Genomic DNA, 15,873 nt, shown 5'->3' with positions numbered 1-15,873 from the left:
CGCTGGGAGGCCCAGTGCCCCCGGTCGGACTCGAACCGACACTTGTGACCCTTTTAGGGGGCCTGCCTCTTCCATTGGGCTACGAGGGCGCGACCATCATACCGGTGGAGGGCGAATCCGCAGGATTCCCACCGCTTCCGGACCCGGACGTCCGAAACCGGCCGCGCACCTCGGGGCCCGGGGCACCGGTCCCGCGCCACCGCTCGACAGCACCGCCCAGGGGCGCCGCCCGGGAGTGCCGCCGGGAAAGGCCTCCGGCCCGCGTCCGCCGTGTCGCGGACGCGGGCCGGTACGGGCCTGCTGGGGCCTGCTCGGGGCCGGAGGCTCAGCTCACCCGGCGCAGCAGGCGGCCGTTCTCGACCGGCTGCGGCTGAGCGGCCTCCTCGAAGGCCTGGCGCGGCTCGACCATCTCGGGCAGGGCCGCGTAGTCGCGGCGCAGGAACAGGCCCAGCGTCCAGTCGGCCAGCACCCGCATCTTGCGGTTGAAGGTCGGCACCGCGAACAGGTGGTAGGCGCGGTGGGCGTACCAGGCCATCCGGCCGGTCAGCTTGACCTTGCCGAACAGCTGGGCGGCGCCCTTGTGCAGGCCGAGCCCGGCCACCGCGCCCAGGTTGTCGTGCTTGTAGGCGGTCAGGCTCTTGCCGCGCAGCGTGGCGATGACGTTGTCGGCCAGCACCGGGGCCTGGCGGACCGCGTTCTGGGCGTTGGGCGGGTAGAAGCCGCCCTTGCCGTCGGGCACCTGGGCGTTGTCGCCGCCGGCGAAGACGCCGTCCGCACCGTTGACCGTCAGGTACTCGCTGGTGTCGACGTGGCCCTTGGGGCCCAGCGGCAGGTCGCTCGCCGAGACCACCGGGTTGGGCTTGACGCCGGCGGTCCACACCAGGGTGCCGGCCTCGAACTCGGCGCCGTCGCTGAGCTTGACGACCTGCTTCTCGGCCGACTCCAGGAAGGTCTGCAGCCGCACGTCCACGCCGCGGCGCTTGAGCTGGTTCAGCGCCTTGGTGCCGACGTCGGGTCCGACCTCGGGCAGGATCTTGTCGGCCGCCTCGATCAGGTAGAAGCGCAGGTCGTCGACGCTGATCGAGGGGTAGATGCGGGTGGCGTCGCGGGCCATGTCCTCGAGCTCGGCGATGGCCTCGGCCCCGGCGAACCCGCCGCCGACGAAGACGAAGTTCAGCGCCTTGCGCCGGACCGCCTCGTCGTCGGTGGAGTCGGCGATGTTGAGCTGCTCGAGCACGTGGTTGCGCAGGTAGGCCGCCTCTTCGACGGTCTTGATGCCGATGCCCCACTCGGCCAGGCCGGGGATGGGCAGGGTGCGCGAGACCGCGCCGGCCGCCATGACCAGGTAGTCGTAGGAGATCTCGCGGGGCTCGCCCACCTCGGGCTCGAAGCCGACCGTGCGCGCGGCGTGGTCGATGCGGACCACATGGCCGGTGAGCACCTTCGTCCGCTTGAAGACCTTGCGCAGCGGCACCACCACGTTGCGCGGAGAGATGCTGCCGGCCGCGGTCTCCGGGAGGAAGGGCTGGTAGGTCATGTAGGAGTTGGGGTCGATCACCGTGATGCGCGCCTCACCGGCGCCGAGCTTCTTCTCCAGCCGCACCGCGGTGTACATGCCCAGGTAGCCGCCGCCGACGATGAGGATGTGCGGGATCCGCTCCTCGCCGTCGCCGCCGTGGACCAGCCGGTAGTTCCTGCTCTCGGTCATCGCATATCCGCCCTAAAGTCCCGTTCCCCGCCCCTGCCCAGGGCAGCGAAGATCGGTAAGTCTTCGTTGACTGGCATATTCGTAGTCGACTTCCGACCGGAAAGTTCGCCTTCGTTGCTGCGGTGTGGAGCTCGCCCTCCCTCACCGCCTGCTTGTGCATTCTTTCACAAGCGGTTCCCGACAGGGAAGCGCCGGTCGTGAAAGGTTTAGACCATCATAAAGCCGACGTCAGGCCCGTCGCCCCTGGTCAGGCCGCATGTTACGGCTTTCACACAGGTCAGGCGGGTGACGCGGCTCACCCGCCCGACCGTGTGCGACGTCGGCCTCACCCTGCGTCGGTGCCGGTCACGCCTCGAAGGCGCCCAGGCACAGTCCCCAAACGATGCCGTCGAGGATGTCGTGCTCGCCCGCGTAGAAGGCGTCGGCGCCGGTGCGCGCGAGCACCCGGTCCAGGATGAGCGCGCCCGCACCGATCACGTCCACCCGCCCGGGGTGCATCACGCCCAGCTCCGCGCGCCGCCCGTGCGGCATCGCCAGCAGCTCGCGCGCGATCTCCCCGGTGCGCTCGGCGCTGAGGCGGGTCAGGTGGATCCGCTCGGAGTCGTACTCGGGCAGGTCCAGCGCGATGCCCGCCACGGTGGTCGCCGTTCCGGCCACGCACACCACGGTCGCCGCCTCCTCCAGCGGCACCGACGCCGCCGCCTCCTCCAGCGCGGCGTCGATGTCGGCGGTGGCCGCGGCGACCTGCCCCGCGGTGGGCGGGTCGTCGGCCAGGTGGCGCTCGGTCATCCGCACGCAGCCGATGTCCACCGAGCGCGCGGCGCGCACCACGCCCTCGGCGCCCTCCCCCTCGGCGCCCCCGGGGTGGCCCAGCACGAACTCGGTGGAGCCGCCGCCGATGTCCACGACCAGGTAAGGGCGCGGGTGGCCGCCGTCCTCCCCCTCGGCCTCCAGCTCGGCGGTGGCGCCGACGAAGGACAGCTCGGCCTCCTCGTCGCCGGTGATCACCTCGGGCTCCACGCCGATGATCTCCCGCACGCCGGCGGTGAACACGTCGCGGTTGGCGGCGTCCCGGGTGGCGCTGGTGGCCACCATGCGCACGTGGTCGGGGTCGAAGGGCACCCCGTGCTCGTGCATCAGCTTGGCGTAGGAGCGCAGCGCTTCGAAGGTGCGCTCCAGGGCCTCAGGGGCGAAGGAGCCGGTGCGGTCCACCCCCTGGCCCAGGCGCACGATCTCCATCCGGCGCTCCAGGTCGATCAGCCCGACCTCGTCGCCGTCCTGCACGGCCACGTCGCTGATCAGCAGCCGGATGGAGTTGGTCCCGCAGTCGATGGCGGCCACGGTGGTCACGGTCGGCCTCCCCCAGGGGTCTCGTCGTCGTCCTCCGGGCCGGCGCACACGCACGGCCCCTTCTCCCACCAGTCCGGGAGGGCGTCCAGCGCCTCCCGGCCGATCGGGTTGGTCCCGGGCTCGGCCAGCTCGTGGGCGGCCAGCGCGTGCAGGCACTTGACGCGCTCGGGCATCCCGCCCGCGCTCTGCATGCCGCGCGGCAGCGGCTCCAGGCCGTCGGCCGCGGCCTGGGCGTCCCGCTCGGCGATGTAGGAGTCGTGCGCCTTCTCGTAGGCGGCGCGCAGCTCCGGCTCCTCGGCCAGCCGCTCCTGCATGCGGCGCATGTCGCCGCCGCCTTCCAGGGAGCCGATCGCCGAGTTCGCGCGCGGGCAGGTCAGGTAGTACAGCGTGGGGAAGGGCGAGCCGTCCTCCAGGCGCGGCGCGGTGCGCACCACGTCGGGGAGGCCGCACGGGCACCGGTGGGCGACGGCGCGCAGGCCCCGCGGGGGGCGGCCCAGCTGGCGCTCGACGGCCCGGGCGTCCTCCGGGGAGACGTCTGCGGGGCGGTCGGGCGCGGCGGGCGCGGCACCGGGGCCGCCGGTGGTGTGGTCTGCGGAATTCATGGCGGTCTCAGGTTAGCCGGTGCGCGGGTGCGGAGCCGCGCTCACCGGCCCGGGGGCTCGGCGTCGGGGATCTCCTCCCGGCCGGCGTCCGGGTCGTCGGCGGCCTTGACCGACTTCCACAGCCGGGTGAACCAGGGGTCCTGGGGCCCGTCGCCGTCCGGCTCCCCGTACTCGGGGTCGTCACCGGAGACGACGACGTAGGCCTTCTCCCCCGGGTACTGGTAGTGCAGCCGGGTGCGGGCCTCGCGCTCGATGTAGTCGGGGTCGTTGAGCCGCTCCTTGCGCTGCTCCAGCTCCTCCACCTCGTCCTTGCGCTGGGCGAGTTCGTCGCGGAGCTGGGCGATCTCGGAGCGCTGGGCCACGTACTCGCGCAGCGGGTAGGCCAGGCTGAGCGCGATGGCGCACACCACCAGGGCGAGGATCGCGGCGCGGCTCGTCAGCGCGGGGCGCAGTCCGCGGCGGCCGCCGCCCTTCGCGGGGGCCTTGCCCGGCCCCTTGCCCGAGCCGCCCGGGGCCGTGCGCTTACCGCCGCCGGAGCCGGAGCCGCCCCCACCGCCCGAGCTTTTCGCGGTGGGCTTCCCCGTGCCCTTCGTCGCGCCCTTCGCCGTGCTCTTCGCAGAGCCCGTGCCCTTCGCAGCGCCCGTCGCGGACCCCTTGGCGCCGCTCTTGGCCCCGCCCTTCGGCTCCGCACCCTTCCCGCCCGACCCGGTGCCCGCCTTGGCGGCCGACGCCTTGGCGGGACCGGCAGGCTTGGCGGACTTGTCGGCGGATTTCTTGGCGGACTCGGAGGACGCGGCCGATGCGGCCGACCCGGTGGAGCTGCCGGACGGGCGGCCCTTGCCCTGGGCCGCCCGTCCACGGGCACCGGAGTCCCCGGACCCCGCCTTCGCACCGCCGCGGGCGCGTGCGCCCCCGGCGGAACGGGGTCCCTGGCCGTCCGCGCGCCGCGACGCGGCGTCGCGCGCGGCGGACGGCCGCTTCGGCTTCTCCGGCTCCTCGGGCATGGTGCGGCAGCCTAGCCCTGGGCCTTGAAGCGCGGGAAGGCCGACGCGCCCGCGTACACCGCGGCCTCGTCCAGCTCCTCCTCGATGCGCAGCAGCTGGTTGTACTTGGCCACGCGCTCGCTGCGGGCCGGGGCGCCGGTCTTGATCTGGCCGGCGTTGGTGGCCACCGCGATGTCGGCGATGGTGGTGTCCTCGGTCTCGCCGGAGCGGTGGGAGATCATCGCGGTGTAGCCGCTGCGCTGGGCCAAGGCGACCGCGTCCAGGGTCTCGGTGAGCGTGCCGATCTGGTTGACCTTGACCAGCAGCGAGTTGGCGGCGCCGTCGGTGATGCCGCGCTGCAGCCGCTCGGGGTTGGTGACGAACAGGTCGTCGCCGACCAGCTGCACCTTGGCCCCCAGCGACGCGGTGAGGGTGGCCCACCCCTTCCAGTCGTCCTCGTCCAGCGGGTCCTCGATGGACACCAGCGGGTAGGCGTCGACCAGCTCGGCGTAGTAGGCGGCCATGTCCTCGGCGCTGCGCTCGGTGCCCTCGAAGCGGTAGACGCCGTCCTCGAAGAACTCCGAGGCGGCCACGTCCAGGGCCAGGGCGATGTCGCTGCCGGGGGTGTAGCCGGCCTTGCCGATCGCCTCGACGATCAGGTCGAGGGCGGCGCGGTTGCTGTCCAGGTTCGGGGCGAAGCCGCCCTCGTCGCCCACCCCGGTGGCCAGGCCGTGCTCCTTGAGCACCGACTTCAGGGCGTGGTAGACCTCGGCGCCCCAGCGCACGGCCTCGCGGAAGCTCGCCGCGCCGATCGGCGCGATCATGAACTCCTGGATGTCGACGTTGGTGTCGGCGTGCGCCCCGCCGTTGAGGATGTTCATCATCGGCACCGGGAGCACGTGCGCGTTGGGGCCGCCCAGGTAGCGGAAGAGCGGCAGGCCCGCGGTCTCGGCGGCGGCGTGGGCGACCGCCAGTGAGGAGCCGAGGATGGCGTTGGCCCCGATGCGGGCCTTGTTGGGGGTGCCGTCCAGGTCGGTGAGCGCCCGGTCGATCAGGCGCTGCTCTTCGGGGGCGAACCCGAGCAGCTCGTCGGCGACCTCGTCGTTGACGGCCGTGACGGCCTTGTCCACGCCCTTGCCGCCGTAGCGCTCGCCCCCGTCGCGCAGCTCAACCGCCTCGAACTGCCCGGTGGAGGCGCCGCTGGGAACGGCTGCGCGGGCGGTCGTCCCGTCGTCGAGGAGGACCTCGACCTCGACCGTCGGATTCCCGCGGGAGTCAAGGATCTCTCGCGCCTGTACTGCCTCGATCGACGACACGGGTCGTCCTCCTTCTTCGTTCACGCTCGACTGGCGACCGGGCCCGCGGGGAGCGGCGCGGGTCGGCGTTGCCGCCGCGGACCGACTCCGAGCCTAGCGACCCCGCGCGACCCCGTGCGGCCCCGGGCGCGACGGCGGCCCGGAACCGCCCCGACCTCCCCCGGGAGCGGTGTCCGGCGTGTCGCCCCTTGCCCCGCCGCACCCCATGTGCCTACTATTCCCACTAACTAAGTAGGAGAAAGAGGCTGCGGCGTCCCGCGGCGGCCGCCCCCGAACACCGTCACCGAAGGCGCGCGATGCAGACCCTGATCCTCCTCGGACTCGTCGGACTTGCCGCCCAGCTGATCAACGGCAGCCTCGGCATGGGGTACGGGGCCACCTCCACCACGATGCTGCTCATGCTGGGCACCGGCCCGGCGGCGGCCTCGGCCACGGTCAACCTCTCCCAGGTGGGCTCGCAGCTGGCCTCGGGGTTCGCGCACTGGCGGTTCGGCAACGTCGACCGGCGCGTGGTGGTGCGCATCGCCGCCCCCGGCGCGGTGGGGGCGTTCGCCGGGGCGCTGCTGCTGAGCCGGCTCTCCTCGGAGGCCGCGGGCCCGCTGATGTCCTCCATCCTGCTGGCGCTGGGGCTGTACCTGCTGCTGCGCTTCACCCTGCGGGACATGCCGCGCCCCACCGGCGCGCGGCCGCTGCGCACGGCCTTCCTCGCCCCGCTCGGCCTGGTGGCCGGGTTCATGAACTCCACCGGCGGCGGGGGCTGGGGGCCGGTCGGCACGACCGCGCTGCTGGCCACCGGCCGCCTGGAGCCGCGCAAGGTGATCGGCTCGATCAGCGCGGGCGAGTTCGCCGTGGTCGTCGCGGGCAGCCTCGGCTTCGCCGTCGGCCTGGGGCTGGAGGGCATCGACCTGGCGTGGGTGGGGGTGATGCTGCTTGGCGGGCTGCTCGCCGCCCCCGTGGCGGCGTGGCTGGCCCGGATGGTGCCGGCGCGCCCGCTGGGGTCCATGGTCGGCGGGCTGATCGTGCTGACCAACACCCGGGTGGTGCTGAGCGCGGAGTGGGCCCAGCTCCCGCCGCTGCCCACCTACGCGCTCTACGCCGGGATCCTGCTGGCGTGGGCGGCCGCGGTGGCGCACTGCTGGCGGCTGCACTTCAGCGAGCGCCGCGCCGAGCACCGGGACGGGAGCCGGGACAGAAGCCGGGACGACCACGCCTCCTCGGAGGCCGAAGACGGCCCCGTTCCCGCCGAGCACTGACGAGCGCGGCCCGGACCGGCCTCGGGAGCGCCCTCGGGACCGCCCCTCACAGATCGAGCGCAGACGAGAAGAATCCGGTGACCGACGCCGGGTGATTCCCCTGACCTGCTCGTCGGCCGCCGGGCCTCTCGCGGTCCGGGTCGGGCCCTACGTCCCGGCCGTGAACCGGCTCACCGGGAGGATCCACAGGGCGGCGAACGCGATCGAGCTGAAGGACCATCCGGTGCAGGCGACCACCGACCGGCCGGTCTCCTAAGGCGCCGACCGTCCCGTTTTCGGCCGCGCCTGCGGGGAACACCGGGACCGCCTGTCTATAGTTTCGAACAGTTGGATGCGCCCCCGAGTCCGGCTCCCCTCGCCGGAAGCAAGCGAGACCGGACCCCAGCGAGGCGGAATGGCCAGACGCGGAGCAGTTGCACACAGACCGCGCCGCACGGAGGCATGGCTGCTCGCCGCCGCCCTGGGGCTGTTCGTTCTGGGGATGTACACGGCCGGAGTGCAGACCTCCGGCGCCCCGCCCGAGCGGCTCGCCCTCTACTCGGCCCTGTTCGGCGGCGCGGTCGCCGCCCTCCACATGGGGGTGCGCTTCCTCGCCCCCTACGCCGACCCGCTCATGCTGCCCCTGGCCACCGCCCTCACGGGGGTCGGGCTGACCACGATCTGGGGCCTGGGCGGCCCGGACGGGGCCGCGCACGCCGAGGCCTGGCGCCAGCTCATGTGGGCGGTCATCGGGGCGGGCACGTGCCTGGGGACGGTGCTGCTGCTGGCCCGCCCGCGCCGGCTCCAGCGCTACCCCTACCTGCTGGCCGCCGCCGGGCTGTTCCTGCTCCTGCTGCCGATGGTGCCCGGGCTGGGCATCGAGCTGTACGGTGCGCGGCGCTGGGTGGCGGTCTCGGGGTACACCGTCCAGCCCTCCGAGTTCGCCAAGCTGCCGCTCATCGTGTTCCTGGCGGCCTACCTGGGGCAGAAGCGCGAGGTGCTCGCGGCGGCCGAGCGGCAGATCCGGGTACGCGGCGTGAAGGTGTTCAGCGTGCCGCGCATGCGCCACCTGGGGCCGATGACCGTGGCGTGGGGGCTGGCGATCCTGGTGCTGGTGGGCACCAAGGACCTGGGCACCTCGCTGTTGATGTACCTGGTCTTCCTGGCCATGCTCTACGCCGCCACCGGGCGCAAGTCCTGGGTGGGCATCGGGCTGGTGATGTTCGGCGCGGGGGCGAGCGCCGCCTGGTGGCTCTTCCCGCACGTGCGCCAGCGGGTCGACATCTGGCTCAACGCCTTCGACCCGCAGGTCTACGGTGCGGCGGTGGGCGGCAGCTACCAGCTGGTGGAGGGGCTGTTCTCGCTGGCCGACGGCGGCCTGTGGGGCACCGGGTTCGGCTCCGGCCGGGCCGGGGAGATCTTCGCCGCCGACAGCGACCTGATCCTGGTCAGCATCGGCGAGAAGCTCGGCCTGACCGGGCTGATGGCGGTCCTGCTGCTGCTGTACCTGCTGGTCGAGCGGGCGGCGCGGACCGCGCTGGCGGCCCGCGAGGTGTTCACCAAGCTGCTGGTGACCGGGTTCGCGATGCTCTTCGCCTTCCAGGTGCTCGTGGTGGCCGGCGGCGTCACCCGGCTCATCCCGCTCACCGGGATGACCACGCCGTTCCTGGCCGCGGGCGGGTCGTCGCTGGTGTCCAGCTGGCTGGTGATCGGCCTCTGGCTGCGGGTGAGCGACGCCTGCCGACGGCCCCCGCCCGACCCGGAGCCCGGGTCGGGCCATGAGGCCACCGACCTGATCGCGCTGCCCGGCGGCGCCCGGGGTGCCCGCCGCGGCGCCGACGCCGAAGGCGGCGCCGACGACGGCGTCAGTCCCAGTAGCCGCGCCACTCCTCGGCGGTGAGGCCGCGCGGGTCGCGGCCGTCGGCGCGGGCCTTGGCCTCGGCGGCCCGCACCCGGGCGTCGAAACGGCGGGCGGCCGAGCGCAGGTCCATCTCGGGGTCGGCCCCCTCCCGCCGAGCGGCGTCCACGGCGGCGAACAGCGCCCCGCCGCTCCCGCCGTCGTCGCCCACCAGGTCCTCGGGCACCCCGTTGCGCACGGCGCGCTTCTGCAGCTCGTAGGCGAGCAGCGCGGCGGGCTGGGCGAAGGGCACGCCCTCCAGCACCGAGGCGTCGTGCTCCCCCTTGCCCGCGCGCTCGGCCGCCTTGATCCGCTCCCAGTTCCCGCGGACCTCCTCGGCGCCCTCGACCGCCGTCCCGGAGAACACGTGCGGGTGGCGGCGGGTCAGCTTGTCGATGATGCCCTCGGCCACGTCGTCGACGGTGAAGCCGTCCGCGCCGCGCTCCTCGGCGACCCGGGCGTGGAAGACGACCTGGAGCAGGACGTCGCCCAGCTCCTCGCGCAGGGTGGCGTAGTCGCCCCGCTCGATGGTCTCCAGCGCCTCGTAGGCCTCCTCGATGAGGTACTTGGCCAGCGATTCGTGGGTCTGCTCGGCGTCCCAGGGGCAGCGCCGCCGCAGCTCGTCCATGACCGCGACCAGCTCCTGCACCCGGTGGCCCGGGGCCGCGGGCGGCTCCGGGCCGTCCGGGCCGCTCGGGCCGTCCGGGCCGTCCGGGGCCTGCGGGTCCGCTGACCCGGTTCGGGGGGACTCGGTGCTCATGGGCTCCTCACTCTTCCGAGGTGTTCGTTCCCGGCCATCTGCCGGGGCGGGGTACTCCGGGGGCGCCGCCGTCCGGCCCTCCACAACACGCCCGGTTCCGAAAGGGCCGCTCGCAGATCACCACTGGGAGGCCTCCGCATCGGCCGCAGGCACGAAGGGCCCCTGGCCGGACGGCCGCCGGTCACCGGCGGTCACCGGCAGCCGGCGGCCCCGGGCGCGCCGTGCCCCGGTGGCGCTCCCCCGTCGGCGCACTCAGGCGTGCCCGCCGCCGGACTCCGGCGGTCCGGGCAGCCACCCGCCGGCGCGCAGCGCGGTGAGCACCTCGGCCGCGGATTCGGCCGGGTCCTGCCCGGTGGTGTCCAGCACCAGGTCGGCGTCGTCGGGCTCCTCGTAGGGGTCGGAGATCCCGGTGAAGGCCGGGATCTCTCCGGCGCGGGCCTTGGCGTACAGCCCCTTGCGGTCCCGCCGCTCGCACTCCTCCAGCGGGGTGGCCACGTGGACGAGGAAGAAGTCGCCGTTCTCCTCGACCATGGAGCGCACCTCGGCCCGGGTGGAGACGTACGGCGCGATCGGGGCGCACACGGCCACGCCGCCGTGGCGGGTGATCTCGGAGGCGACGTAGCCGATCCGGCGCACGTTCATGTCGCGGTCCTCCCGCGAGAACGTCAGCCCCTTGGAGAGCATGCGCCGCACCACGTCGCCGTCCAGCAGGGTCAACGTCCGGCCCGAGCGGCGGATTCCCTCGGCCACGGCGCGCGCGACGGTGGACTTGCCCGACCCGGACAGGCCGGTGAACAGGACGGTGAGCCCGCGGCGGGTGCGGGCCGGGCGCAGCCGCGCCAGCTCGGCCGCCACCCGCGCGGGGGTGAACCAGGCCGGGAGGGTGCGGCCGCGCGCCAGCATCTCCTCCACCTCCTCGGCGGAGGGCTCGTCGGCGGCGTCGGCCTCCTCGACCTCCGCGGCGGGGCGCCAGGCGCCCTTGGCGGTGTCGTAGCGCCACGGCCCCGGGTCGACCACCGGCAGCGGGCCGCCCGCCGGCTCCCCGCCGCCCTCGGCCAGCACGTGGGTGGCGCCGAACGCGCGGGCGACGTAGGGGGCGACCAGGTCGCCCTCGGCGCCGGGCGGCAGCGTCAGGGCCGCGGTCCAGGTGCGCGGCGGCAGCAGCGGCTCGGCGGCCAGCACGGCGGGGGCCTGGCCCTGGGCCTCCAGCGGGGCGTCGACCAGCAGCAGCACCTCGGCCGGGGCGTCGCCGCCCAGCCGCTCGGCGGCCGCCCGGACCCGGGCCAGCGCCCGGTGGTGCAGCGGACCGCGGGCCGCCACCGCCAGCAGCGGGCCGCCGCCCCCCTGGGCCTCGCGCCGGGCGCGCAGCTCGGCCGGGGCCAGCCGCAGGTGGCGCAGGGCCCCGTAGGCGGGCGGCCCGACCAGCCGGACCTCCCCCGCCAGGCGGGGGCCGGGGCCGCGGCCGTCGGGCGCCTGCGGCCCGGCCCGCCAGGCCTCGTGCACGTGGAGCTCGGCCAGCGGCGCCCCCTCCGGGTCGGCCAGCAGCACGGTGCGGGCGCCGGCCAGCTCCTCGGGGACCGGCAGGGTGACCGGGATCGGCCACGGCGTGCCGTCCGGCAGGGCGCCCCCGCCGGCGGCGGCCTCCGCCTCGGCGGCGCCCATGAACCCGGGCAGCGGGTAGCCCCCGCTGAGGATCAGCTCCAGGTGGGCCAGGGCGACCGGATCCGGCGTGAAGACCGGCGCCCCTCCTCCGTTGTCGGTGCCCGTGTGCACTGCGACCTCCGCTCGCGCCGCGCCCGTGGGCGTCTCGGTGTCCCGTCGGTGTCCCGTCGCAGGACAGCGTAGGGGGCGACGGGTCCGCGGCGGGAACACAGGGGGCCGGTGAGGTGTTGGTCGGAGTGTGCGGAACGCGCCGCGGCCGCACCCGGCCGGGCTCGACGGCCCGCCTGCCTTCCGTCCCGGGGCGGCAGTAGTCTTGGCACGGGGGAGCCCGCCGACCGCGGGCCGCGTCCCGTGGCCGCGGACCGCCGCGGCCGCCCGGCCCCTGTCGCCACCGTACAGAGCGCCGCGAGCACGCCGCGCGATCGGACCTGTCGTCACACGCCCCTGATTGGTGCCATGAGCCTTTCTGGACTTCTCGCCACCGTCGCCGGCGACCCGGCGCTCACCCGGGCCGTCGAGACCGCCCGCACCGGGGGCGGTCCCGGCCTGGACCTGGTCGCGCCCGGCGCCGTGCGCCCCCTGCTGGTCGGCGCGCTGGCCGCGGACGCCCCGGCCGGGGCCGGGCGGCCCGTGCTGGCGGTGACCGCCACCGAGCGCGAGGCCTTCGACCTGTCCGAGGCGCTGGGCTCGCTGCTGCCCGCCGACTCCGTGGCGCTGTTCCCCGCCTGGGAGACGCTGCCGCACGAGCGCCTCTCGCCCCGCTCCGACACGGTCGGCCAGCGCCTGGCCGTCCTGCGCCGGCTGGCCCACCCCGACCCCTCCGACCCGCTGACCGCGCCGCTGAAGGTCGTGGTGGCCCCGGTGCGCAGCGTGCTGCAGCCGCTGGTGGCCGGGCTGGGCGAGCTGGTGCCGGTCCGGGTGCGCCCCGGCGACGAGGTCGAGCTGGAGGACGTCGTCACCCGCCTGGTCGACGCCGGCTACGCGCGGGTGGACCTGGTGGAGAAGCGCGGCGACGTGGCGGTGCGCGGCGGCATCGTCGACGTGTTCCCGCCCACCGAGGAGCACCCGCTGCGCCTGGAGTTCTGGGGCGACCAGGTCGAGGAGGTCCGCTACTTCCAGGTGGCCGACCAGCGCTCGCTGCCCGAGGGCGGCGACGGCCGCGCCGCCGAGGGCCTGTTCGCCCCGCCGTGCCGGGAGCTGCTGCTCACCCCCGAGGTACGCGAGCGCGCCGCGGCGCTGGCCGCCGACCACCCGCAGCTGGCCGACGTGCTGGGCAAGCTGGCCGAGGGCGTGGCCGTGGAGGGCATGGAGGCCTTCGCCCCGGTGCTGGCCGACCGGCTGCACCCGCTCTTCGACCACCTGCCCGCGGGCTCCCAGGTCGTGGCCTGCGACCCCGAGCGCATCCGCACCCGCGCACTGGAGCTGGAGGCCACCAGCAAGGAGTTCCTGGAGGCGTCCTGGATCAACGCCGCCTCCGGCGGAGAGGCCCCGATCGACCTGGGCGCCTCGGCGTACATGTCCATCGCCCAGGTGCGCTCCGAGGCCGCGGAGCTGGGGCTGCCCTGGTGGACGCTGTCGCCGTTCGAGTCCGGGGACGAGGACGAGGACACGCTCGTGGTGGGGGCCTCCGACGCCGACGCCTACCGCGGCGACACCGAGCGCGCCCTGGCCGACGTCAAGGGCTGGCTGCACGACGGCTGGCGCGTGGTGATGGTCACCCAGGGGCACGGCCCGGCCGAGCGGCTGGCGGCGATGCTGCGCGGCGCGGGTCTGGGCACCCGGCTCAGCGCCGACCTGGACGGGCCGCCGGAGCCGTCGCTGGCCACGGTGGCCACCGGGCTGCTGCAGCAGGGCTTCGTGTGGCGGTCGGTGCAGACCGTGGTGCTCACCGAGACCGACCTGGCCGGGCAGCGCGCGTCCACCCGCGACATGCGCAAGATGCCCAGCCGGCGGCGCGGCGCCGTCGACCCGCTCCAGCTCAAGTCCGGCGACTACGTGGTGCACGAGCAGCACGGCGTGGGGCGCTACATCGAGATGGTCAGCCGCAAGATCCAGGGCGCCACCCGCGACTACCTGGTCATCGAGTACGCGGCCTCCAAGCGCGGCCAGCCCGGGGACCGCCTGTTCGTCCCCACCGACCAGCTGGAGGAGGTCACCCGCTACGTCGGCGGGGAGGCGCCCACGCTGTCGAAGATGGGCGGCTCGGACTGGGCCAAGACCAAGAGCAAGGCGCGCAAGGTCGTCCGGGAGATCGCCGGGGACCTGATCCGGCTGTACTCGGCCCGCCAGGCCTCCCCCGGGCACGCCTTCGCGCCGGACACCCCCTGGCAGCGGGAGCTGGAGGACGCCTTCCCCTACGCCGAGACCCCCGACCAGCTGGCGGCGATCGAGGAGGTCAAGCAGGACATGGAGAAGTCGGTCCCGATGGACCGGCTGATCTGCGGCGACGTGGGCTACGGCAAGACCGAGGTGGCGGTGCGCGCCGCGTTCAAGGCGGTGCAGGACGGCAAGCAGGTGGCGCTGCTGGTGCCCACCACGCTGCTGGTGCAGCAGCACCTGTCGACCTTCACCGAGCGCTACGCCTCGTTCCCGATCACGGTCAGGCCGCTGTCGCGGTTCCAGACCGAGGCCGAGGTGGAGGCGGCCCGGGAAGGGCTGCGCACCGGCGAGATCGACATCGTCATCGGCACGCACCGGCTGCTGTCCGGCGAGACCCGGTTCAAGAACCTGGGGCTGGTCATCATCGACGAGGAGCAGCGCTTCGGCGTCGAGCACAAGGAGGAGCTGAAGAAGCTCCGCACCCAGGTGGACGTGCTGGCGATGTCGGCCACGCCGATCCCGCGCACCCTGGAGATGGGGCTGACCGGCATCCGGGAGATGACCACCATCCTCACCCCGCCGGAGGAGCGGCACCCGGTGCTCACCTTCGTCGGGCCCTACGAGGAGAAGCAGATCGCCGCGGCGATCCGGCGCGAGCTGATGCGCGAGGGACAGGTGTTCTTCGTGCACAACCGGGTGGCCTCGATCGAGAAGGTCGCGGCGACGCTGAGCCGGCTGGTCCCCGAGGCGCGGGTGGCCTACGCGCACGGACAGATGAACGAGCAGCAGCTCGAACGCGTCATGGTGGACTTCTGGGAGAAGAACTTCGACGTGCTGGTCTCCACGACCATCGTCGAGTCGGGCCTGGACGTGCCCAACGCCAACACGCTGATCGTGGACCGGGCCGACACCTACGGGCTGTCCCAGCTGCACCAGCTGCGCGGCCGGGTGGGCCGGGGCCGGGAGCGGGCCTACGCCTACTTCCTGTACCCGCCGGAGCGGCCGCTGTCCGAGACCGCCTACGAGCGGCTGTCCACGGTGGCCCAGCACACCGAGACCGGCGCGGGGATGTACGTGGCCATGAAGGACCTGGAGATCCGGGGGGCCGGGAACATCCTGGGGGCCGAGCAGTCCGGCAGCATCGCCGGGGTCGGCTTCGACCTGTACGTGCGCATGGTCGGCGAGGCGGTGCGCGAGCTCAAGGGCGACGGGGCGGCGGCCGAGGAGGTCGAGACCAAGGTCGAGCTGCCGGTCGACGCGCACATCCCGCACGACTACATCCCGGGCGAGCGGCTGCGGCTGCAGGCCTACAAGCGGATCGCGGGGGTCGTGGGCGAGGACGACATCGCCGCCGCCCGCGAGGAGCTGGTGGACCGGTACGGCCCGCCGCCCCGGCCGGTGGACAACCTGCTCCAGGTGGCCCGGTTCCGGGTGCTGGCCAAGTCGGCGGGGCTCACCGACGTGGTACTGCAGGGCAGCCAGATCCGGTTCGCCCCGGCGCGGATGCGCGAGTCGCAGATGCTGCGGATGCGCCGGCTCTACCCCAAGGCGGTGTTCAAGGAGGCCACGGAGACGCTGCTGGTCCCGGTGCCCAAGTCGGGCGGTCTGGGCGGCCGGCCGCTGCGGGACCTGGAGCTGCTGGCGTGGTGCAGCGAGCTGGTCACGGCCCTGTTCCAGCCGGCGGCGGCCAAGGAGGCCAAGGAGCCGGCCGGCTCCTGAGGTCTCGGCCGGTTCGCGGGCCTCTGTCCTGCGACCGGCCGCACCAGGGAGCCGACCGCGCTGCGGGGCCGGTCGCTCGGGGCGACCGTCGCGGCGCGGTGAGCGCCGTCCGGGCCCGGCTGCGTGAAGACGGCGCAGCGGCCGGTCAGGGCCGTGGCCGCCTCCTCCGGGGTCGTGTCCGCTGGCGTGGTGGAACCTTCGGCCGCGTCCTTGTGAGCGGTGCGACCGCTGCGGCGCGATCGGCGACCCCGCCCCGGGCGCGCACCCCCTCCTTCTTGCCGTTGACGCTTCTATGTCAAGCGGCCAGCCGGAGCGCTTGTTGTTC

Annotated in this window: 10 protein-coding genes and 1 tRNA gene; 3 read left to right on the top strand and 8 right to left on the bottom strand. The window is 74.4% G+C overall.

Going from position 1 to position 15,873, the window contains the following annotated elements:
• Positions 1–15: 15 nt before the first annotated feature.
• From C892_RS0106285 to eno, 6 genes are all read right to left on the bottom strand, one after another.
• Positions 16–89, bottom strand: a tRNA-Leu gene (locus tag C892_RS0106285).
• Positions 90–325: 236 nt separating this feature from the next.
• Positions 326–1,708 carry an NAD(P)/FAD-dependent oxidoreductase gene (locus tag C892_RS0106280; RefSeq protein ID WP_017556525.1) on the bottom strand — a complete coding sequence of 461 codons (1,383 nt, stop codon included), beginning with the start codon at positions 1,706–1,708 and terminating at the stop codon, positions 326–328.
• A gap of 345 nt (positions 1,709–2,053) precedes the next feature.
• A complete protein-coding gene (locus C892_RS0106275) occupies positions 2,054–3,058 on the bottom strand; it encodes a Ppx/GppA phosphatase family protein (RefSeq protein WP_017542026.1) in 1,005 nt (334 codons plus the stop codon).
• Positions 3,055–3,660 carry a DUF501 domain-containing protein gene (locus tag C892_RS0106270; protein ID WP_017556524.1) on the bottom strand — a complete coding sequence of 202 codons (606 nt, stop codon included), beginning with the start codon at positions 3,658–3,660 and terminating at the stop codon, positions 3,055–3,057. The genes C892_RS0106275 and C892_RS0106270 overlap by 4 nt, the downstream gene beginning before the upstream one ends.
• A gap of 41 nt (positions 3,661–3,701) precedes the next feature.
• Complete coding sequence (locus tag C892_RS32125) at positions 3,702–4,664, bottom strand: septum formation initiator family protein (RefSeq protein ID WP_017556523.1); 963 nt, start codon at positions 4,662–4,664, stop codon at positions 3,702–3,704.
• A gap of 11 nt (positions 4,665–4,675) precedes the next feature.
• Positions 4,676–5,959, bottom strand: a complete 1,284-nt coding sequence (gene eno, locus C892_RS0106260; RefSeq protein WP_017556522.1) for a phosphopyruvate hydratase — start codon at positions 5,957–5,959, stop codon at positions 4,676–4,678.
• 296 nt (positions 5,960–6,255) lie between these two features.
• Here eno and C892_RS0106255 point away from each other — a divergent pair, with 296 nt between their 5' ends.
• A complete protein-coding gene (locus tag C892_RS0106255) occupies positions 6,256–7,212 on the top strand; it encodes a sulfite exporter TauE/SafE family protein (protein ID WP_017556521.1) in 957 nt (318 codons plus the stop codon).
• Positions 7,213–7,708: 496 nt separating this feature from the next.
• A complete protein-coding gene (locus C892_RS0106245) occupies positions 7,709–9,091 on the top strand; it encodes an FtsW/RodA/SpoVE family cell cycle protein (protein ID WP_017556519.1) in 1,383 nt (460 codons plus the stop codon).
• On the opposite strand, the gene mazG is transcribed toward C892_RS0106245, so the two are convergent.
• The gene (gene mazG / locus C892_RS0106240; RefSeq protein ID WP_017556518.1) at positions 9,057–9,848 is read right to left on the bottom strand and encodes a nucleoside triphosphate pyrophosphohydrolase; all 792 of its coding nucleotides are present in this window, start codon (positions 9,846–9,848) and stop codon (positions 9,057–9,059) included. The two genes, C892_RS0106245 and mazG, sit on opposite strands and share 35 nt — an antisense overlap.
• Positions 9,849–10,100: 252 nt before the next feature.
• The gene (gene cysC, locus C892_RS0106235) at positions 10,101–11,621 is read right to left on the bottom strand and encodes an adenylyl-sulfate kinase (protein ID WP_017556517.1); all 1,521 of its coding nucleotides are present in this window, start codon (positions 11,619–11,621) and stop codon (positions 10,101–10,103) included.
• 345 nt (positions 11,622–11,966) lie between these two features.
• Here cysC and mfd point away from each other — a divergent pair, with 345 nt between their 5' ends.
• Positions 11,967–15,548: a transcription-repair coupling factor gene (mfd, locus tag C892_RS0106230; protein ID WP_017556516.1), complete on the top strand. Its 3,582-nt coding sequence runs from the start codon at positions 11,967–11,969 to the stop codon at positions 15,546–15,548.
• Positions 15,549–15,873: the final 325 nt, after the last annotated feature.

This window comes from Nocardiopsis baichengensis YIM 90130, assembly GCF_000341205.1.
Taxonomy (GTDB): Bacteria; Actinomycetota; Actinomycetes; order Streptosporangiales; family Streptosporangiaceae; genus Nocardiopsis_A; species Nocardiopsis_A halophila.
This window is presented reverse-complemented; position numbering and strand designations above follow the sequence as displayed.